We start from the raw sequence: 20,640 nt of genomic DNA, 5'->3' as shown, positions 1-20,640 counted from the left end.
TATCGGGAGGCTTTGAGTTAAAATGAAGATATTAGTTGTCTGTCAATATTACTATCCTGAGCCTTTTCGAATATCTGATTTATGTGAGACTTTAGTTCAAAGAGGTCATGATGTAACTGTTTTAACAGGACTTCCAAATTACCCTGAGGGTAGAGTTTCAAATGAGTATCGTAATGGTAGAAAAAGAAATGAAACACTAAATGGCGTAAAAATTATAAGAAGTTTTGAAATTGGGCGGGGTAGTGGAAAATTTAAACTTTTTCTAAATTATTTCAGTTTTGCATTTTCAGCTTCCTTAAAGTCGCTATTTATGAAGGAAAAATTCGATGTCGTTTTTGTTAATCAACTCTCACCAGTTATGATGGGAATTCCAGCGATAATTTATAAAATGAAACATAATAAAAAGATTTTACTTTATTCACTTGATTTATGGCCAGCTAGTTTAGCTGCTGGAGGTATTAATGAAAATTCAGTTGTATATAAAATATTTTTGAGGGTCTCAAAGTGGATATATAAATCAGCTGATTCTATCTTAGTTACTTCGAGTATGTTTATTAACTTCTTTAAAGAAAATTTCGATATAGATACCCCAAAAATAAACCTTCTTCCACAGTATGCTGAAGATTTATTTACTGAGACCATTCAAACTCCAAAAGGGGATAAATATAATTTTGTCTTTGCAGGGAATATTGGTGACATACAAAGTGTAGATACAATAATAAAAGCTGCAAATGAATTACGTGATTACCCAAATATTGTTTTTCATATTGTTGGAGACGGATCTAAGTTACAAGAATGTAAGTTACTTACCGATAAACTTTTGCTAGATAACGTTATATTTTATGGGAGAAAGCCAATTAGTGAGATGCCAATGTACTATAGCATAGCTGATGCCATGTTAATTACATTAAAGGATAATAAAACTCTCTCATATACTCTCCCTGGGAAAGTTCAATCCTATATGGCAGGAGGTAAACCTATATTAGGTGCCATAAATGGTGAAACACAGCACGTTATAGAGGAATCAGAATGTGGATTATGTTGCGAGGCTGAAAATTACAAAGGATTGGCAAATATTATATTGGAATTCTGCAAAAGTGGAAATAAAGAAAAAATGGCCAAGAACTCGTATAACTACTATATAAAAAATTTTAGCAAAGAGAGATTTTTATTAGTGTTAGAAAATAGTTTATTAAAATTGGAGGATTAAATATATGTTTAAAGATAAAACTTTACTGATTACTGGAGGTACTGGGTCCTTTGGTAATGCTGTCATGAAGAGATTTTTAGAAACGGATATTAAAGAAATTCGCATATTTTCTCGAGATGAGAAAAAACAAGATGATATGAGAAAGATTTATAAAAATGAAAAGCTTAAGTTTTACTTAGGAGATATTAGAGATTTGGGGAGTGTGAAAAATGCAATTCATGGCGTTGATTATGTTTTTCATGCAGCTGCATTAAAACAAGTTCCTTCATGCGAGTTTTTTCCATTGGAAGCAGTTAAGACTAATGTATTAGGTACTGAAAATGTACTTATTGGTGCTATAGAAAGTGGAGTAAAAAAAGTTATTTGTCTGTCTACAGACAAAGCGGCATACCCAATTAATGCAATGGGTATATCTAAAGCAATGATGGAAAAAGTTTTTGTAGCCAAAGCTAAAACAGTAAATCCAGATAGAACGCTCATCTGTGGTACACGATACGGTAATGTGATGGCTTCAAGAGGTTCTGTAATCCCATTATTTATTGAACAGATAAAAAATGGACAACCCTTAACTGTTACAGATCCAAATATGACTAGATTTTTAATGAGCCTTGAAGAAGCGGTAGAACTTGTAGTATTTGCATTCGAAAATGCTGAGGCAGGAGATATAATGGTCCAAAAATCACCTGCATCAACTATTGGTGACCTGGCTCAAGCAATTAAAGAGCTATTTAATGTAGATAATGAAATTAAGATAATTGGTACTCGTCATGGTGAAAAACTATATGAAACTCTATTAACAAAAGAAGAAAACATAGTAGCGCAGGATATGGGTGGTTTCTTTAGAGTACCTGCAGATAAAAGAGATCTTAACTATGATAAATATTTCTTAGAAGGTTATACGAAATTATCATCTGATGATGAGTATAATTCTCATAATACACATAGGCTGACTATTGAGCAAATTAAAGAAAAGTTATTAATGCTGGACTATGTTCGAGAAGAATTAAAAGGTTGGAATCTATTATGAAAATCCTTGTAACAGGAGCCCAAGGGTTTATTGCAAAAAATTTAATAGCTGAACTTAAAAGCCAAAACTATAATGAGATAATGGAATATAGCAAGGAAACAGACATATTTCTACTGGATAAATATTGTAAAAAGGCTGACTTTGTTTTTCATCTTGCAGGAGTAAATCGTCCTCAAAATCAATCCGATTTCATGGATGGTAATTATGGATTTACATTAACACTTCTAGAAATATTAAAAAAATACAAAAATACATGTCCAATTATGATTTCTTCTTCTATCCAAGCTGAACTTGATAACCCATATGGTATTAGTAAAAAGGCAGGCGAGGATTTAATCCTTGAATACGGTAAAGAAACCGGGGCTAAGGTATTAGTTTATCGTTTTCCAAATGTATTTGGAAAATGGGCTAGACCTAACTACAACAGTGCAATTGCAACTTTTTGTTATAATGTTGCTCATGGTTTGCCAATAAATGTTAATGACCCAAGTGTTTTAATGAACTTAGTATATATTGACGATGTTGTTTTAGAACTAATTAATGCTTTAAGCGGAAGTGAAAACAAAGTTGGGAATTTTTATGAAGTACCGGTCATTCACACAATTACTCTAGGGGAAATAGTTGAATTGATTTATTCATTTAGAAATAGTCGCGAAGAACGTACTATTCCTAATATGTCTGATTCCTTTACAAAAAAATTGTATAGTACCTATCTAAGCTATCTTCCAATAGATCAATTTAGTTATGATCTTAAAATGAATGTGGATCATAGAGGATCTTTTACAGAGTTTATCAAGACACCAGACAGAGGTCAAGTTTCGGTGAATATTTCAAGGCCAGGAATAACTAAAGGGAATCATTGGCATCACACTAAGAATGAAAAGTTTCTTGTCGTCTCAGGTAAAGGAGTAATCCGATTAAGGCAAATTGACTCAGATGAAGTCATTGAATACTTTGTTAGTAGTGACAAACTGGAAGTTGTAGATATACCGACCGGCTACACACATAATATTGAAAATCTTGGTGAAACCGATATGGTTACGATTATGTGGGCTAACGAGTATTTCGACCTTGAAAAGCCGGACACTTATTTTTTGGAGGTATAAATTATATGGAACAATTAAAAGTTATGACAGTGGTTGGTACTAGACCAGAGATTATTAGACTCTCAGCTGTAATAAATAAATTAGAAGAATCAAATGCAATAGAACATATACTTGTCCATACCGGTCAGAATTATGATTATGAATTAAATGAAGTGTTTTTTAAAGACTTCAATTTAAAAAAACCCGACTATTTTTTGAACGCAGCTAATGGAACAGCTGTAGAAACAATTGGAAACATACTAGTGAAAATCGACCCGATAATGGACGAGGTTAAACCTGATGCTATTTTAGTATTGGGAGATACAAATAGCTGCTTATGCGCAATCGCGGCTAAAAGAAAACATATCCCTATATTTCATATGGAAGCTGGAAATAGATGTTTTGACCAACGAGTGCCAGAAGAAACTAATAGAAAAATTGTAGATCACATTGCAGATATCAACTTAACTTATAGTGATATTGCACGAGAATATTTATTAAGAGAAGGTCTTCCTGCGGATAGAATTATTAAGACTGGAAGCCCGATGTTTGAAGTACTAAACTCAAGAAAAAATGACATTGCAGAATCAGACGTATTAGAGAGATTACAACTTACTGAAGGTAATTTCTTTGTTATATCGGCTCATAGAGAAGAAAATATTAATTCAGAAACTAATTTTATTGATTTAATTGAGAGTTTAAATGCAATTTCAGAAAAGTATAATATGCCTGTAATAGTAAGTACGCATCCAAGAACTAAAAAAATGATTGATGCTAAAGGGATAGAGTTTAACCCACTAGTAAGAACAATGAAACCTTTAGGGTTTAATGATTATGTGAAACTTCAAATAAAAGCAAAAGCAGTACTTAGTGATAGTGGAACAATAAGTGAAGAGTCATCAATTTTAGGATTTAGAGCTCTTAATATTAGGCAAGCCCACGAAAGACCTGAAGCGATGGAAGAGGCGTCGGTTATGATGGTTGGATTAAAGAAGGAAAGAATTATACAAGGATTAGAGATTTTAGAAACACAAAAAAAAGACACTTTAAGACTTGTTAGAGATTATAGTATGCCTAATGTATCCGACAAGATACTAAGAATAATACTTTCATATACAGATTATATAAATCGAGTAGTGTGGAGTAAATTATGAGGATTTTACAAATCAATTCAGTCTGTGGAGTGGGAAGTACAGGACGGATTGCTACTGAGATTGGAAATCTATTAGAGAGTAAAGGTCATGAAAGTTATATAGCGTTTGGTAGAGGTAACGCAAGAAATTGTGATAATGCAATTAGAATCGGGGGCAAATTAGATAATTATAAACATGCTGCAAAGACTAGGTTAATTGACAAACATGGTTTTGGTTCTAAAAAAGCTACTGTAAATTTTATTGAAAAAATACAAGGATTAAATCCTGACATTATTCATTTACACAATTTACATGGTTACTATTTGAATATTGAAATATTATTTAATTATCTAAAGGAAGTCAATAAAACCGTCATTTGGACGCTTCACGATTGTTGGGCATTTACTGGTCATTGTGTGCATTTTGAATATGCTGGTTGCAATAAGTGGAAGACTAGTTGCGAAAAATGCCCTCAAATCAAAGAATACCCATCAAGCTTTTTAGATAATTCAAAATCAAATTTTTATGATAAGAAACAACTTTTTACGAATCTGGAAAAGATGAACATTGTCACTCCTTCAAATTGGCTTGCAAACCTTGTTAAACAATCTTTTTTAGGTGATTACCCTATTAATATTATTAATAATGGAGTTGACATCAGTGTATTTAAGCCGACAAAAAGTGATTTTAGAAAAAACTACGCCATAGAAGATAAGTTTATAATCTTGGGTGTAGCTAGATGGGATAAAAGAAAAGGAATGGATTATTTAATTGAACTTTCTAAGTATCTAAATGAGGACTATAAAGTTGTAATTGTTGGCTTGACACAAAAGCAAAAAGCGAGCTTACCTGATAACATTATTGGAATAACACAAACACAGGAAGTTAGAGAACTAGTGGAAATATACTCTTCTTCAAATATATTTGTAAATCCCACATTCGAGGATAATTTTCCTACAACAAATTTAGAAGCAATGGCGTGTGGATTGCCAGTAATAACATTTGATACTGGAGGTTCCAAAGAAAGTATTAATGAAAATACAGGCTTTGTGATTGAACAAGGGGACTTTCAAAAACTTTTAAAAATAATAAAGCATTTGAGAAATTCCACTGCCAACTATAAGGACGCATGTATTAACCAGATTAAAGAAAATTTTGTAAGTGAGAATAAATACTCCGATTATATTCACTTGTATGAGAGTTTAATACATTAGATTTTTCGTAAAATTAAATAAAGAACCTTAGGAGTTATTTATGAAAAAGAAAATACTCATCGTTACACCACATATGATAGCAGGTGGTGTTGAAAAATCATTAATTTCTTTATTAAATGAACTTCCAAATGACCAATATGATGTGAATGTTTTAATGGTTAAAGCTAGAGGGCATTTTCTTGAGTTCATTCCTGATAACATAAAAGTAAATGAAATTAACATACCAGATAACGTAGGAGAACAATTACTTCTAGGTGGGGCAAAAGCGGCTTTAATTTATAATTTAAGGAAATTCAAAATTATAACTTCGCTAAGAATTTTTATTGAGAAGGCTTTGTTAAAAAAAACAATGCCAGAGCTACGAATTTCATTTAATAAAATACCAGAAGAAGTTGAGATTTATGACATTGCCATTTGTTACCACATGCACATGCCGTTTATTTTACGTTATGTTGCTGAAAAAGTTAATGCTAAGAAAAAGGTATTGTGGATCCATAATGATTTTATTAATAGTAGGTTTAATCCAAAAAAAGTAGAAAATTATTTGGATAGTTATTCTCACTTTTTTACCGTATCAGCTCAACTATACCAAGAATTTATTTCAATTTTGCCTAAGTATAAGGCTAAAACATCTGTGTTTTATAATATTTTGTCGGTTGATATGATGAAAAGAATGGCAGTGGAAGGCGATACATTTAATGATGACTTTGACGGTATTCGGATTTTATCTATTGGCCGTTTAGACCCGCAAAAAGGTTTCGATATTGCATTAGATGTTTGTTCTCGACTAATTAAAAATAATTTTAAGATCAAATGGTATATAGTTGGAGAAGGCAAAGAACGTAAGAAGCTTGAAAGTAAAATTAAAAAGGAAAATTTACAAGAACATTTTATTTTATTAGGGATAAAGACTAACCCATATCCCTATATTAAGGATTCAGATATATATGTACAACCATCAAGGCATGAGGGTTATTGCATTACTTTAGCGGAAGCAAGATGTTTCAACAAGCCAATTGTTACAACAAATTTTGTTGGCGCGCTTGATCAAATACGAAATAATGAAACTGGTAAAATTGTTGAAATTAATGTTGATGCTATCTTTGATGGATTAAAGATACTTCTTGATAATAAAAATATTCGAGAAAAATTTTCTCAGAATCTAAGTTATGAAAATATAAGTAATGAATCAGAAGTCCAAAAATTATTTAAATTAATTTAACGGGGGATAGTATGAAAATATTATATCTATCTAATATCCCATCACCTTATAGGGTAGACTATTTTAATGAGTTAGGGAAAACATGCGATCTAACAGTAGTATATCAAGCGGAAAATAACTCGACTTTAAACTCAAAATGGTTTTCTGAAGACGTTCGAAATTTCAAAGCAATATTCTTAAAAAATGGCAACATTAACGAAAAAAATATTCAATTAAATATAGTCAAATATATTAAAAGAAAAAAATACGATTTAATCGTTGCGTCTACCTATAGTAATCCAACGGAAATGCTTTCTATTCTTCTAATGAAATTAAAAGGGATACCCTTTATCTTAGAAGTAGATGGGGGGATGCCTAAGGAAGAAAGTTATTTAAAAAAGCGGGTTAAAACTTTTTTTATTGGCTCGGCAAAATATTGGTTAAGTACCAGCAAGGCCACTGATAAATATCTTACTTATTACGGTGCAAAAGAGGAGAATATATTCCGTTACCCATTTACCTCTCTAAGAAGTAGTGAAGTTTTAGAGAACCCACTTGACTATGAAATTAAACGAAAAATTAGAGCAAAGTTAGGATTAAATTCTAAAAAAATCGCACTAGCTGTTGGACAGTTCATTTATCGTAAGGGTTTTGATATACTAATAAATTCATGGGAAAATATTGATCCTTCATATCAATTAATCATTATTGGTGATGGAGAATTAAAAAGTAAATTAATTAAAAAGATAAAAGAATTAGGGATTACTAATATTACTATATTAGATTTTATGGATAAAAAACAACTAATTAATTATTATAACGCTGCTGATATCTTTGTATTACCCACAAGAGAAGATATTTGGGGATTGGTAATTAACGAAGCGATGGCCAATGCTTTACCCGTAATTACAACAGATAGATGTGTAGCAGGTATAGAACTTGTGAAAGAAAATGAAAATGGATTCATTATTCCTATTGATAATCCAGATTATCTAGCATCAAAAATCATATATTTACTAGAAAACGATAAAATTAGAGGAAATATGTCACGAAAAAGCTTAGAAAAGATAAAGAAATATACTATTGAAAATATGACTAACGAACATATTAAAACATTTAAGGAAATTTTAGATAGAGGAAGATATTAAATGCCCCCTAAAGTCAGTATTGTAGTACCCATATATAATGTAGAAAAACATCTTGCAAAATGTTTAGATAGTATTATTAGTCAAAAATTAGATGATATTGAAATAATACTAGTTAATGACGGTTCCACAGACAAAAGTGGAGAAATTGCTGAACAATTTTCCGAAAAGGATAATAGGATAAAAGTTATTCATAAAGAGAACGGGGGACTAAGCTCAGCAAGAAATGAAGGAATGAAAATTGCTAGTGGTGAATATTTAGTATTTATTGATTCAGATGACTGGTTGGAGCCTGATATGTTTGAAGTAATGTATAATGCAGCAAGCAATATTCAAGCAGATGTTGTGATATCAGGTTATACGATTGATTTTAATAATGAGGGCTATAGCATTGACAAAATTCCTGACAAAACTGTTATCGCCAAAAGTAAAGATCAAATTGGAGAAAGTGTTTTTGAACTGAATAAGAAAGGTTTCTTCAATGTAGTTTGGAATAAAATGTATAAGACTAAATTTATACAAGAGATAAATGCATTTTTTATTCTAGATGCTATGCCTGCGGAAGATCTAATATTTAATGTTAAAGTATTCAAAAATGTTGAAAAGCTAATGATACTTAACAAACCCTTCTATCATTACATGAAACGTGATGAGGAAACCCTAGTAAATAAATACTATCCGAGATTGTTTGAGATATCTATTCAAAAACACGAAAAATGTAAAGAAATCTTCAATTATTTCTCTTTAAATAATGAAAAACAACAGGAGTGGCTGATAAATTCATTCTTATATGATCTTTCAAATTGTATAATAAATTTATATAGAAAAGATTGTCAGCTAACTCGATCTGAGAGGTTTCATTTTATTAAGAATAATATATTGGAAGATATCTTTGTTAGAGAGAACATTAATAAATTTTCCCCTTCGGATATTTATGGAAAGTTATTTAAATACTTTTGTAAAATAAATAGTGTTTTATTTATGCAATACGGGTATGAAGGATTATTTTGGTTTAGATATAAATTTGAACCCTTGTATAAAAACTTTAGAAAAATATTTAGTCGTTAGAAAGATTAAATACAAAATTGAGGTAAATTATGAATTTTTTATATGTCTCATCACTCTGTTCAAGGAAGCAATTTAAAAGAATCTATGAGAATGCACATATTAAAATAGCACAACAATCGCAAAAATATCATATCTTAATGGCTGAAGGATTTTCGCGCAATAGTAATGCTAATATAACAGTACTTTCAGCACGTCCTATTAGTCGGAATGTTTCTAAAAGACTCTTTTGGAAACAAGAAAATGAAATTGAGAATAATATATCTTTCTCATATCTAGCTTTTATAAATATACCTATATTACGTCAATTTTTAATATTTATTTGTAGTTTCTATCAAACAATGATCTGGAGCATGAAAAATAAAAAAGGTGCAATTATTTGTGATGTGCTCAATATTAGTGTCAGTTACGGTGCATTTTTGGCTGCAAAACTTATGAATAGAAAGATTACAGGGATAGTAACAGATGTCCCGGGCTTTTTCTCAGAAGATGAACAAGAGGGACGAAATGTTAGCTTCTTCCAAAGTTTGTCGCGTAAAATAAATATGACACTCATAACCTCTCTCGATTCGTATATATTACTTACAAAGCTTATGAATAATATAGTAAACCCAAAGGGAAAGCCTTATTGTGTTATTGAAGGACAAGTAGACAATAATATGACACATTCTAATAATAATCTTGCAAATAAATACACTGCAAAAGTATGTGTGTTCGCCGGTTCTCTAAACAGAGCAAATGGTATAAATATATTAGTTGATGGCTTTATTAAAGCAGGAATAGAAGGTAGCGAGCTTCATATATATGGGAGTGGAGATTATGAGGAAGAATTAACTCGTATTGCACAGAAGGTAAATAACGTGTTGTATTATGGTTCTGTTCATAACGATATAATAATTCAGGAGCAAATTAAAGCAACTTTACTTATTAATCCACGTCCTACGGACAAAGAATTTACAAAGTACTCATTTCCTTCAAAGAATATGGAATACATGGTTTCCGGCACACCAACTTTAACTACCAAATTACCAGGCATGCCAATGGAATATTATGAACATGTATATTTAATTAATGATGAAACAGTAGATGGAGTATGTTTAGCGTTAAAAGAAATCTTAACAATACCTATTGAGCAACTGCATAATAAAGGCTTAGAAGCAAAAAAATTTGTTTTAAGAGAAAAAAATAATATCATGCAAGCAAATAAAATAATTGAAATGTTAAGTAGGAAAAATAAAGGAGTGCAGCAATGAAAATATTATGGCTTTGTAATGGAGTTCTACCAATGGCTGCCGAATCTTTTAATATAAAAGCAGGGAATGGTGGCGGTTGGCTAGTTGGCATGTCAGAGGATCTGAAAAATATAGATGGAAATCATTTGAATATTGCATTTATGCATAACAATATTAAGGAAGTTAAAGAACGTCAGATTGATAATATAACTTATTACGCAATACCTAAAAATGAGATTAATCCTTGTGTATATGATCAAAATACGGAATCTTACCTAAAGGAAGTAATAAACACTGTAAAACCAGATGTAATTCATATTTTTGGTACTGAATATCCTCATACATTAGCAATGATGAATATTTGTCCAGTTGAAAACACTGTCATATCTATACAAGGGTTAGTTTCTATATATTCCAGACATTATGAAGCAAGTCTTCCTTCTTTATTGCCAAGAACATTCAAAAATTATCTGATGAGAAGATTATTAAATAAGCAGCGTAGAGAGTTTGAAATTAGAGGTAAATTTGAAGAGCAGGCAATAAAAAAAGCTAAGCATGTTATTGGAAGAACAACTTGGGATTATGCATGTATTAAGCAAATAAATAACAATGTAAACTATCACTTTTGTAATGAAACTCTCCGTGGGGAGTTTTATAATCAAAAATGGGATATAAAAAATTGTGAAAAACATTCAATTTTCGTTAGTCAAGCTGGATATCCTATTAAAGGTTTGCATATATTGCTTGAAGCGATGCCTGAGATTTTAAAAAGATACCCAAAAACTCATCTCTATATAGCAGGTTTTGATATTACCAATGGAGAGGCATTGGCGGATAAATTAAATATATCTTATGGTAAGTATATAAAAGATTTAATTAATACAAAAGGCCTTCGGAAACACATTACATTTACAGGAGATTTAAATGAAGAACAAATGTGTAATCAATTTCTAAAAGCAAATGTTTTTGTTTCTCCTTCAAGTATTGAAAATAGCCCCAATTCGTTAGGTGAAGCAATGATCTTGGGGGTTCCTTCAGTTTCGTCATGTGTCGGTGGTGTGCAAAATTTATTAAATCATCAAACAGAAGGTTTCGTATATCCTTTTGATGAGCCCTATATGCTTGCTCACTATGTTAGTTCTATTTTTGAAAATGACAGTCTTGCATTGACGTTATCAAAAAAAGCAAGAAAACATGCTTTAGTCACACATAATAGAGAGAATAATATAAAAACATTAATTGAAATTTATAGGAAAATTTCTTAAGTTCGAAGGAGTCATTATAAAAATGATTTTAGCACCAGTAATATTATTTGTGTATAACCGTTTTGACCATACCAAAGACACTCTTGAGGCATTAATGAAAAATACCCTGGCTATTGAGAGTGACCTATATATTTTTTCCGATGGGCCTAAAAATCAACAAGCTGTTGAAATGGTAAACAAGGTGAGAGAATATATTAAATCAGATGATATAAAGGCAGCTTTTAAAAGTGTATCAGTGATTGAATCTCCGCATAATAAAGGTCTAGCTAAATCTATAATTAGTGGGGTAAATGAAGTAATAAACAATTATGGTAAGGTTATTGTTGTTGAAGATGATAGCGTATCATCCAAAGATTTCTTAGAATACATGAATAATGGACTTGAATATTATAGAACAAATAAAAATATATGGTCCATTGGAGGATATTCTTTTCCAATGCAGTTTCCTAAGGATTATCAATTCGATATTTTTGTAATGGGAAGGACTTGTAGTTATGCTTGGGCAACCTGGAAGGATCGCTGGGAAAAAATAGATTGGAATGTATCAGATTATAATAAATTTAAGTATGATTTGGTTAAAAGGAAGCTTTTTAATAGATACGGAAACGATAGGTCACATATGTTAGATGGTCAAATGAATGGAAAAATAGATTCTTGGGCTATAAGATTTTGTTATGCAATGTTTTCAAATAATATGCTAACAGTATATCCGAGATATTCTAAGGTACGTAACATTGGCCATGATGGGACGGGAACTCATGCCAAAAAGGTTTCTAATAAATTTGATACAATATTATTGGAGGGTAACGTCACATTTAATGACCTAGTGGTAGATGAGAGAATTAGAAAACAATTTGTCAGTAAATTTGAAATGAATTTATATTCAAGAATAAAAATGTTTATTAAATATATTATCTTAAATAAGGTGTTTTTTAGAGACTCCGTAAAGAGATAAAGTATATACAATAAATCTTGATATGTAAATAACTATAACTGTAAATAACTATAACTTTAAATATAATTCAAAAATAAATGTAAATGATGCGGTGAATCAAATGAACTTTCAAATTGAAGATAACCTAAATATTAATAAATTGACTAAAATTCTTCTTATTTTAGGTTTCTTAGCATTACTTTCGGAATTAAATTCTTATATGTACTTTGTTACAACTACAGTAACCGCAGCAATTATATTATATCTTATTTTTGATAAAAATAATTTGCTGTTTATACTTTATCCCTTTTTTATTTTATTTGAAAATCAATTTTTGTTACCTCTGGGTATGGGTTCAATATCTCGAATATATATATTAGCATTCTTAATCAAGTACTTTTTAATGCATTACAGAACGAATATAAAAATGGGTTTGGGTCTTACAATTATATTTATAAAGGCAATAATATTGTTTAGTTTAGATATTTATAATGTACTTTCTGGGCAAATTTCACTTGCAATTGCATCAAACATAATAATTATTATCTTATTAAGAACACTAACCAATCATAATAAAGAAATATTTAATGGAGAATTACTGGCGTTTGGAATTGGTGCTTTATTTTCAGTATTCTATGGGATAGTTTACTCCACCTCAATAAATTATAATTTATTATCAGGTGGAGTTTCATACTCAAGAATAACTTCAACTATTTCTGATCCTAATTATACAGCATTCATAATAAATGTTGCCTTAATAATATTCTTAGGGATAAAGGACATCTTTAAAAAAAATATTCAAACTTTTCTATTTGTTATTATGCTATTATTTTTGATAATGACTGTAAGTATTCACGGAATACTTACCTTTATTACAGTTTTTTTAATCTATGTTATTTTGTATAAAGGTATTAAAGGTAAAATAAAAATGGCCATCTACTCCTTAGTTTTTATATTACTTTTTACTTTATTTGGTGGTGAATATTCTGCAATACTTATTAACCGAATAAGTGAAACTGTAGGGTTTTATAATGAAGGCAACTACGAACAACTTACGAACCATAGAAGTGAATTATCACACTTATATATTAGTGAATTTAAATCATTGCCGATAAAAAATCAATTTTTCGGAGGCGAATTATTAACTGCAAACGAAGTAACCAGAATGAAATATAAAAATATGGTTGGAGATGTGTCGCACAATAGTTATATAGATATGCTTTTCAGCTTAGGTATAGTTGGCATAATTATAGTATTATTTTTATTAGGTTTAAGCATAATACTAAACTATAAAAATTATAAAAGACAAAAAAACAATATTTATCTTACATTAATCTGCTTAAAGTTAGTATTATTAATTGGAAGTGCAGGCATTTCTATTTTTCCTTATAAATACTTTATTTGGTTATTATTAATGTAATTATTAATTAACAAACTATTGGATGCTAATAAAGAACCTTTTAATAAATAAATATCAAAACAATGTTTAAATCCAAAATGAAATAATTAATTTAACAATCTATCTTTATATAAAATTTCATTAATAAAGGTTTTAAGAATGGACAAAACATATGAAAAACAAACTATTAAACATTAAGGGCAAGTTAAAAAAAAATCATATATTTAATAAAATAATAAAAAATTCAAGCTGGATGATCTTTGAAAAGATTTTCAATATGATTATTGGGGTTTTTGTTATTGGATTGTTAGCCCGGTATTTTGGTCCGGAAAATTTCGGTAAATATAATTATGCACTTGCATTTGTATCACTTTTTACGGCTTTCTCTACTCTTGGATTAGAGACTCTTGCAATTAAGGCACTTATAGATAATAAGTATAAAGAAGGAACAATCCTATTTACAAGTTTTATTCTAAGAATGATTAGTGGAATTGGATTGTTATTCATTGCTATAACACTAATAAAAATAGTAGAACCAAATGATCAAATGTTACATATTTTAGTAACATTAATATCTTTAACAATGGTTTTTAAATCATTAGAGGTAATTGACTACTGGATTCAAGCTCATCAAAAAGCAAAATTAATATCAACTATACGTATTATTGTATATATTTTAACCTCTGTTTTAAAGATATTACTAGTTATCATGAAGCTAGATTTAATTTTTCTAGCAATAATCTTTATGTTTGAAATAATATTTTCCGGTATTTTATTAGTGGCTGTTTATATTAAAACTAGAGAAGATTTTTCAAATTGGAATTTTAGTAGTGAGTTTGCCAAAAATATATTATCACAAAGTTGGTATCTTATTCTATCTGGTTTAATGGTAACAATATATATGCGTATTGATCAGGTAATGCTAGGATCTTTACTAAATGATAAAGCTGAGGTTGGAATATATTCAGCAGCAGTTAGAATCGCGGAAATGTGGTTTTTTGTGCCTGCAGCAATAATAACTTCTTTTCAGCCAGTGATAATGACACATAAAAAAAACGGAGATAATCAAAAGTATATTTCAACCATTCAAATTCTATACAGTATAGTATTATGGATTAGTATTTTTTTTGGCATTTTTATTTTACTGTTTTCGAAAACTATTGTTTCTGTTCTCTATGGTCAAGAATTTTTAAAAGCAGCAAGCATATTATCAATAAGCGTTTGGGCAGGAAGCTTTGCAATGTTAGGCTCTGCACGAGGTGTATGGCTTGTTAGCGAAGGACTTCAGAGATTTTCTATGTTCTATATTTCTCTAGGTTGTGTTCTAAACGTAATTCTCAATTATCTATTAATACCATCTTTTGGTGGGTATGGGGCAGCAATTGCAACTCTTTTTTCACAGATGACAGTAGCCATTATTGCTCCTTCGTTTTTTAAGGAAACTAGAGTATCTTCCAAAATGATTATTAAATCATTAATTCTTAATGTATTTAGGAAGAAATCTAACAAAAGAATTGGAAATAATTAGTCAATAATCTGTATAATTAATTTTATTAGAATGTAAATATAAATTATATATTGCACAAGTACTTATATGTAAGGAAAAGATCTAATAGATCTAAACACATAAGTATGATTGAAATATTATGCAAATTAAGGTTATAAATAAAGGGTTTGATATTAAGTTACTTTATTTATTTAAAAGGAGAGAATAATGGACATCAGTCGTATAATGTCAATATTTAAAAGAATTAATGATCTTGAATATATCAGATATGGGATAAGGCGATTACCTGACAAACTTTCACTTAATATTCAACTTAAGAATCTTGAAAAATACCATTTGGGTGAAAAAAAGGATTTTGAAGTTATTAGAAAAAGGAAACTAAAAAAAATATTAAAATATGCTTATAGATATACTGAATTTTATAAAGAAACATTTGATAAAAATGGGGTTAGAATTGATAGAGTTTTAGATGATTGGAAGTTAATTCCTCTCCTGGACAAGGAGATAATTCGTAAAGAAAAGAATAGATTAATTGCTGTTTCAAGTACCAAAGATTATGTTGGCTTTTTAAATACAGGGGGAAGTACGGGCCAACCTTTGGGATTCTATATCTTAGGTGGATTAGATTCAGAACATCAAGAATTTTTATATAAAATCATGGGATATAAACCTGGAGACAGAATTTTGGCAATGGACGGAACTTTAGTACCGGAAGAGCTTGTTAATAAAAGGATATTTTGGACTAAAAAAAGTGATAGTAATTTACCTTATGGTAGTGTTGCCTTATCATCTCATTATTTGAATAAGGAGAATATACAGACTTATATCAATTTCATTAAAGAATTTAAACCTTCTATAATAAGAGGTTATCCGGCTTTTATAGATTCTCTTGCTGTATATATTTTAAAAAACAATATAAGCTTGGGTTTAAGTATAAAAGGAATAGAGATAACATCAGAGAGTGCCTATGATTATCAAATTGATAATATAAGAAATGCTTTTAATACAAAAGTTTACAATCAGTATGGACATGCAGAGTCAAGTATATTTGGCTATTCTATAGATGAGACGATGATGACTTACTGTTCTCCACTTTATGGCTTTACAGAGGTAATTGGAGAAGATGGTAGACATGTTAATCAAGGGGAAATAGGAGAAGTTGTAGTAACTAGCTTTAATAATTATGCTATGCCATTTATTAGATATCGTACAGGTGATTTAGCATTATATGACGGTGAAGATAGTGGAATAGTTAGGTTAAGGCGAATTTTTGGAAGAACACAAGACTATATTTATACTTACAATATGGAAAAAGTTCTACTAACTGCTTTAGTATTTGGAAGACATTATAAAGCGTTCGATAGTATTGATAAATGGCAAATTGTACAAAATAAACCTGGCGAAATTATCTTTAAAATAATAAAAAATCCAAACTTTTCGAGTGAAGATGAAGAAGAGTTGAAAGAAAACTTTTACGATATTGCAAAAATAAAAACTTCTTTTGAATATGTAGATTCTTTACCTTTGACACAGCGTGGCAAGTCTAAATTTCTAATACAAAATATATCAGAATAGGTTTTAAATTGAATTTAAAACATGCAACAATATTTTATCCATATCTGTTCATGTCGTTTTTATACAGAATTTTGTTTTGGAAGAATTTATTTATGAAAGTAGGTATAACAATGAAAATTACTGTAGCGGGAACTGGATATGTGGGATTATCAAATGCAATATTGTTAGCGCAAAACAACGAAGTTACCGCGCTTGATATAGTAAAAGAAAAAGTTAATATGATTAATAAAAGAAGGTCACCTATAATTGATCATGAAATAGAGGAATTCTTAGCAACGAAAGAACTAAATTTAACGGCAACTACAGATAATTATAAAGCATATAAAGAAGCGGAATATGTCATAATATCAACACCAACAAATTATGACCCAGAAAAGAATTATTTTAATACTAGATCGGTTGAAGCAGTTGTTGCTAATGTATTATCAATTAATCCTGAAGCTGTAATGATTATTAAATCCACAGTCCCAGTTGGATATACTCAAAAATTAAGAGAGAAATTTGATACGAAAAAAATTATTTTCTCACCAGAGTTTCTAAGAGAAGGAAAAGCACTTTATGATAATTTATATCCATCAAGAATTGTTGTTGGTGAAAAATCAAATAGAGCTAGGGAGTTTGCAGATTTACTGATTGAAGGTGCTTTAAAAAAAGATATTGATGTTTTATTTACAAATTCAACAGAGGCCGAAGCAATTAAACTATTTGCTAATACTTATCTTGCCATGAGAGTTGCCTTTTTTAATGAACTAGATTCATATGCTGAAGTAAGAGGTTTAGATACGAAACAAATCATTGATGGAGTTGGTCTTGATCCTAGAATAGGAAATCATTATAACAACCCTTCCTTCGGTTATGGAGGATATTGTCTACCGAAAGATACAAAGCAATTATTAGCAAATTATGCAGATGTCCCTAATAGTATAATGACAGCAATTGTCGATGCTAATAAAACGAGAAAAGATCATATTGCTGAAATGATTATAAAAAGAAACCCTAAGGTTGTTGGTATTTACAGACTCACCATGAAAATGGACTCAGATAATTTTAGACAATCAGCAATCCAAGGTGTTATGAAGCGTATAAAGGCTAAGGGTATAGAGGTTGTTGTATATGAACCAACTTTTACTGAAAATATGTTCTTTAATTCTAGAGTAATAAATAATCTAGAAGAGTTTAAGAGAGAAAGTGATGTAATAGTGGCTAATCGTATATCCGATGACTTGCAAGAAGTTATTAATAAAGTCTATACTAGAGATTTGTTTAGTAGGGATTAAAATGATTTCAGTCAAAATATAAAATGGGGAGGAGGATGGGACATGGGGACGGGTTCCTCGTCCTACCATATTTTCACAAGTGGAAGATTTTTATAATTGTAAGCGCCAATCTTATCCTTTAATTGGTTTACGCTCTTTCATATGGGTCAAACGGTAATGGCCGGATTATAGATTATGTTTTTATGCGACTTTTAGTTTCGGAAACCCAGGTGTCAGGTACCTTTGGTGGACAAATCGGTTGATTTGTCCGCGGTGGGAGGACAGTCCTGTGCATGAACATGACGGAAATTGGATTACTAGTGAAATAATTAATATCAGCAAGCGATAGGGACACTCCGACAATTAGAAGGAAACAACAATAATCAAGTCGCTTTATTCAATTGGATAATAACTTACTTGCCATGCCCCAACACATTTATTAATTGCTTTCCCAGGGTAAGATTACTTGAAAAGTTGAGCCCAATGTTCTCTTGGTTTTATTCTATAACTTTCCTCCATCTAAACTCGAAATATGGTAAAATATAGCGAGAAATTGGGGGTGGAGATTATAGATAAGGTAGAAAGTAATTTTCAGCAGATTGCAAAAAAAGTTGAAGAATTAGATAATTTAAGTTTTAAAAATAAAAATCAGTATGTTTATCAATTAAAAAAGTGGCTTTTTGAGTTGGTAAATAGAAATTATAAGATAAAAAAAGGTGAAGCCAAAGAAACTGTCAAGAAGAAAAGACAGAATGTTTATTGTCTTGATTTTGGAGTAAATGTCGGATCGGAGTTTAACTTTTTTCATTTCTGTGTAGTTATTAAAGAGTTTGACTATACTGCAATTATAGTGCCATTATCTACAGAAAAAGAGGATGATGCTGACTGGAAAAGTGCTGGGAATCTAGTTATTCCAATAGGTGAAATTGAGGATATGCCTAAAGACAAAAAACCAGTTTATGCTATGGTTAATCAAATAAAAACAGTAAGTAAACAAAGACTAACTGACTATTTTAATAATGATGACAAAAAGTTCTATCCAATGACCCTTAGTGAAACCCAAATGAAATTAATTTTTAATGCAATAAAGAAATTGGGAGAACAGACTATATTCACAAGGAAAAAAGTTACGGATACAGTTGACATTGGAAACTAAATTTATTATCATTATAGTGTGAATATATAATTTTGGCTTAATTGCCGACTCGATATTGAAAGATGGCTTAATTGCCGACTAAATAAAGTTATTTGATTAAGGCCCCTACATTAATTTGTGGGGTTTTTTTTCGCCTAGGTACCCCTCGTGGACAAATTGGCTATGGAACAAGGTGTCAGGTACCTCCCGTGGACAAATTGGTTAATTCCGTTGGCTTTAAATCCAGGTGTCAGGTCCTCCCGTGCAATATATGATAGGAGATTGTTTTCCCCATACATAAAAGATTTCTAGTATTTAAACTCACAAACGAGTAATTCACCTCTTCTACTGGATAGAAAACTTTCCTATACTTGAGTTAAGACTGAAAACAGGATGGTTTAGATGAAACTTAAGAGAGCACTGAAATTAAATGAAGAATATGTTCCTCTACCTACTTATGAAGGAGATGAAATTTTTCCAAACGGAATTTTTCATTTTAATATATCGAGGATTACTGAACATATCCATGATGGATCACTCAAGGTTAAAGAGGAAACTATTGATGTGAGCAGTTGGTTCGAGTCTCATTACCGTCCGTTTGTAAATGAAGAGCACTTGCCGAAGGTCGATGTGAGTAAACCAGTCATTCAGGCAGAAGTCCGGCCTGGTGAGTTTAAGATAATCGACGGCAACCATCGGATGGAGAAGGCTTACCGGGAGGGTGTGTCACGTATTGATTCATATAAACTCGCAGGTGAGCAGCTCTTACCTTACTTTAGGAAAAGACAGGGATATACAGCATTTATAGATTACTGGAATTCAAAATTAAAAGAGGATGAGCGGAATAAGAAGTTAAGAGAGAGATTACGTGGTTAGGTGGGACACCGGAACCACGGCCAGTTACCTAACGTGATTAAATTAAGAGGAAAAGTGGAAATATAGTGTTTCGGTTCTGTCACTCCTCGGATTTTGTCGAAGATTGATAGGTTATTTAGCTTATTCAAAGTGATAGAATAAAGTTGCAACTGTATATTGTTGGGGTGGTTGGTTGTCCCCTCTTTCCTTTGTTATTTAGGAAAGGAGGTGATAATCATGGAAACATTCCTTGAATTTCTACGAGAAATTTTGAAGGGAATTGTGCGTGAAATAAGCGCTCATTTTTTTCGGAAAAACGTTCTAGAACACAAGAAAACCACCCAACGTGTGGTGACCCCTAAAAGTTAGAGTTTTATATTAAGCAGCTAATTGGCTGGTGTG

General features: G+C 30.6%; 17 protein-coding genes. All 17 read left to right on the top strand.

Translation table 11 applies throughout. From position 1 onward, the window contains the following. Window positions 1–22: 22 nt before the first annotated feature. The 17 genes from ACX9YW_RS05945 to ACX9YW_RS05865 all read left to right on the top strand — a co-directional run bounded on the left by ACX9YW_RS05945 (window position 23) and on the right by ACX9YW_RS05865 (window position 20,259). Window positions 23–1,210, top strand: coding sequence for a glycosyltransferase family 4 protein (locus ACX9YW_RS05945; RefSeq protein ID WP_460343305.1), 1,188 nt, complete (start codon window positions 23–25; stop codon window positions 1,208–1,210). A 4-nt stretch (window positions 1,211–1,214) separates the two neighbouring features. After that, entirely contained in the window at window positions 1,215–2,237 is a 1,023-nt protein-coding gene (locus ACX9YW_RS05940) for a polysaccharide biosynthesis protein (protein ID WP_460343303.1), read from the top strand. Next, the gene (locus tag ACX9YW_RS05935; protein ID WP_460343300.1) at window positions 2,234–3,343 is read left to right on the top strand and encodes a capsular polysaccharide biosynthesis protein CapF; all 1,110 of its coding nucleotides are present in this window, start codon (window positions 2,234–2,236) and stop codon (window positions 3,341–3,343) included. Before ACX9YW_RS05940 ends, ACX9YW_RS05935 begins: the two co-directional genes overlap by 4 nt. A gap of 5 nt (window positions 3,344–3,348) precedes the next feature. Continuing rightward, complete coding sequence (gene wecB, locus ACX9YW_RS05930; RefSeq protein ID WP_460343297.1) at window positions 3,349–4,476, top strand: non-hydrolyzing UDP-N-acetylglucosamine 2-epimerase; 1,128 nt, start codon at window positions 3,349–3,351, stop codon at window positions 4,474–4,476. Further along, the gene (locus tag ACX9YW_RS05925) at window positions 4,473–5,669 is read left to right on the top strand and encodes a glycosyltransferase (protein WP_460343294.1); all 1,197 of its coding nucleotides are present in this window, start codon (window positions 4,473–4,475) and stop codon (window positions 5,667–5,669) included. The genes wecB and ACX9YW_RS05925 overlap by 4 nt, the downstream gene beginning before the upstream one ends. A gap of 40 nt (window positions 5,670–5,709) precedes the next feature. Next, a complete protein-coding gene (locus ACX9YW_RS05920) occupies window positions 5,710–6,891 on the top strand; it encodes a glycosyltransferase (protein WP_460343292.1) in 1,182 nt (393 codons plus the stop codon). A gap of 11 nt (window positions 6,892–6,902) precedes the next feature. Further along, complete coding sequence (locus tag ACX9YW_RS05915; protein ID WP_460343289.1) at window positions 6,903–8,018, top strand: glycosyltransferase family 4 protein; 1,116 nt, start codon at window positions 6,903–6,905, stop codon at window positions 8,016–8,018. Continuing rightward, window positions 8,019–9,083: a glycosyltransferase gene (locus ACX9YW_RS05910; protein ID WP_460343286.1), complete on the top strand. Its 1,065-nt coding sequence runs from the start codon at window positions 8,019–8,021 to the stop codon at window positions 9,081–9,083. It begins immediately after the preceding gene. Window positions 9,084–9,112: 29 nt separating this feature from the next. Continuing rightward, window positions 9,113–10,333, top strand: coding sequence for a glycosyltransferase (locus ACX9YW_RS05905; protein WP_460343282.1), 1,221 nt, complete (start codon window positions 9,113–9,115; stop codon window positions 10,331–10,333). Then, on the top strand, window positions 10,330–11,577 hold the full coding sequence (locus tag ACX9YW_RS05900) for a glycosyltransferase family 4 protein (protein ID WP_460343279.1): 1,248 nt from the start codon (window positions 10,330–10,332) through the stop codon (window positions 11,575–11,577). Before ACX9YW_RS05905 ends, ACX9YW_RS05900 begins: the two co-directional genes overlap by 4 nt. 22 nt (window positions 11,578–11,599) lie before the next feature. Beyond that, on the top strand, window positions 11,600–12,532 hold the full coding sequence (locus ACX9YW_RS05895) for a glycosyltransferase family 2 protein (protein ID WP_460343276.1): 933 nt from the start codon (window positions 11,600–11,602) through the stop codon (window positions 12,530–12,532). Window positions 12,533–12,632: 100 nt separating this feature from the next. After that, window positions 12,633–13,931 (top strand): O-antigen ligase family protein, encoded by a 1,299-nt coding sequence (locus ACX9YW_RS05890; RefSeq protein ID WP_460343273.1) that lies wholly within the window; start codon window positions 12,633–12,635, stop codon window positions 13,929–13,931. A 151-nt stretch (window positions 13,932–14,082) separates the two neighbouring features. Further along, entirely contained in the window at window positions 14,083–15,438 is a 1,356-nt protein-coding gene (locus ACX9YW_RS05885; protein ID WP_460343270.1) for a flippase, read from the top strand. Window positions 15,439–15,624: 186 nt separating this feature from the next. Continuing rightward, window positions 15,625–16,992, top strand: coding sequence for a phenylacetate--CoA ligase family protein (locus tag ACX9YW_RS05880; protein WP_460343267.1), 1,368 nt, complete (start codon window positions 15,625–15,627; stop codon window positions 16,990–16,992). Between the two features lie 110 nt (window positions 16,993–17,102). Beyond that, window positions 17,103–18,269, top strand: a complete 1,167-nt coding sequence (locus ACX9YW_RS05875; protein WP_460343264.1) for a nucleotide sugar dehydrogenase — start codon at window positions 17,103–17,105, stop codon at window positions 18,267–18,269. Window positions 18,270–18,807: 538 nt separating this feature from the next. Next, window positions 18,808–19,404 (top strand): type II toxin-antitoxin system PemK/MazF family toxin, encoded by a 597-nt coding sequence (locus ACX9YW_RS05870; RefSeq protein ID WP_460343261.1) that lies wholly within the window; start codon window positions 18,808–18,810, stop codon window positions 19,402–19,404. A 381-nt stretch (window positions 19,405–19,785) separates the two neighbouring features. Further along, on the top strand, window positions 19,786–20,259 hold the full coding sequence (locus tag ACX9YW_RS05865) for a hypothetical protein (RefSeq protein ID WP_460343258.1): 474 nt from the start codon (window positions 19,786–19,788) through the stop codon (window positions 20,257–20,259). The last annotated feature ends 381 nt before the right edge of the window (window positions 20,260–20,640 follow it).

This window comes from Pseudoneobacillus rhizolycopersici, assembly GCF_054786815.1.
This window is presented reverse-complemented; position numbering and strand designations above follow the sequence as displayed.

Excerpts from the sequence above, each read along its gene's own strand:
- ACX9YW_RS05885 (WP_460343270.1), top strand. The coding sequence starts at position 14,083 with ATGAAAAACAAACTATTAAACATTAAGGGCAAGTTAAAAAAAAATCAT.
- ACX9YW_RS05875 (WP_460343264.1), top strand. The coding sequence starts at position 17,103 with ATGAAAATTACTGTAGCGGGAACTGGATATGTGGGATTATCAAATGCA.
- ACX9YW_RS05895 (WP_460343276.1), top strand. The coding sequence starts at position 11,600 with ATGATTTTAGCACCAGTAATATTATTTGTGTATAACCGTTTTGACCAT.
- ACX9YW_RS05925 (WP_460343294.1), top strand. The coding sequence starts at position 4,473 with ATGAGGATTTTACAAATCAATTCAGTCTGTGGAGTGGGAAGTACAGGA.
- ACX9YW_RS05880 (WP_460343267.1), top strand. The coding sequence starts at position 15,625 with ATGGACATCAGTCGTATAATGTCAATATTTAAAAGAATTAATGATCTT.
- ACX9YW_RS05910 (WP_460343286.1), top strand. The coding sequence starts at position 8,019 with ATGCCCCCTAAAGTCAGTATTGTAGTACCCATATATAATGTAGAAAAA.
- ACX9YW_RS05905 (WP_460343282.1), top strand. The coding sequence starts at position 9,113 with ATGAATTTTTTATATGTCTCATCACTCTGTTCAAGGAAGCAATTTAAA.
- ACX9YW_RS05940 (WP_460343303.1), top strand. The coding sequence starts at position 1,215 with ATGTTTAAAGATAAAACTTTACTGATTACTGGAGGTACTGGGTCCTTT.
- ACX9YW_RS05865 (WP_460343258.1), top strand. The coding sequence starts at position 19,786 with ATGAAACTTAAGAGAGCACTGAAATTAAATGAAGAATATGTTCCTCTA.
- ACX9YW_RS05935 (WP_460343300.1), top strand. The coding sequence starts at position 2,234 with ATGAAAATCCTTGTAACAGGAGCCCAAGGGTTTATTGCAAAAAATTTA.
- ACX9YW_RS05945 (WP_460343305.1), top strand. The coding sequence starts at position 23 with ATGAAGATATTAGTTGTCTGTCAATATTACTATCCTGAGCCTTTTCGA.
- wecB (WP_460343297.1), top strand. The coding sequence starts at position 3,349 with ATGGAACAATTAAAAGTTATGACAGTGGTTGGTACTAGACCAGAGATT.
- ACX9YW_RS05915 (WP_460343289.1), top strand. The coding sequence starts at position 6,903 with ATGAAAATATTATATCTATCTAATATCCCATCACCTTATAGGGTAGAC.
- ACX9YW_RS05900 (WP_460343279.1), top strand. The coding sequence starts at position 10,330 with ATGAAAATATTATGGCTTTGTAATGGAGTTCTACCAATGGCTGCCGAA.
- ACX9YW_RS05890 (WP_460343273.1), top strand. The coding sequence starts at position 12,633 with ATGAACTTTCAAATTGAAGATAACCTAAATATTAATAAATTGACTAAA.
- ACX9YW_RS05920 (WP_460343292.1), top strand. The coding sequence starts at position 5,710 with ATGAAAAAGAAAATACTCATCGTTACACCACATATGATAGCAGGTGGT.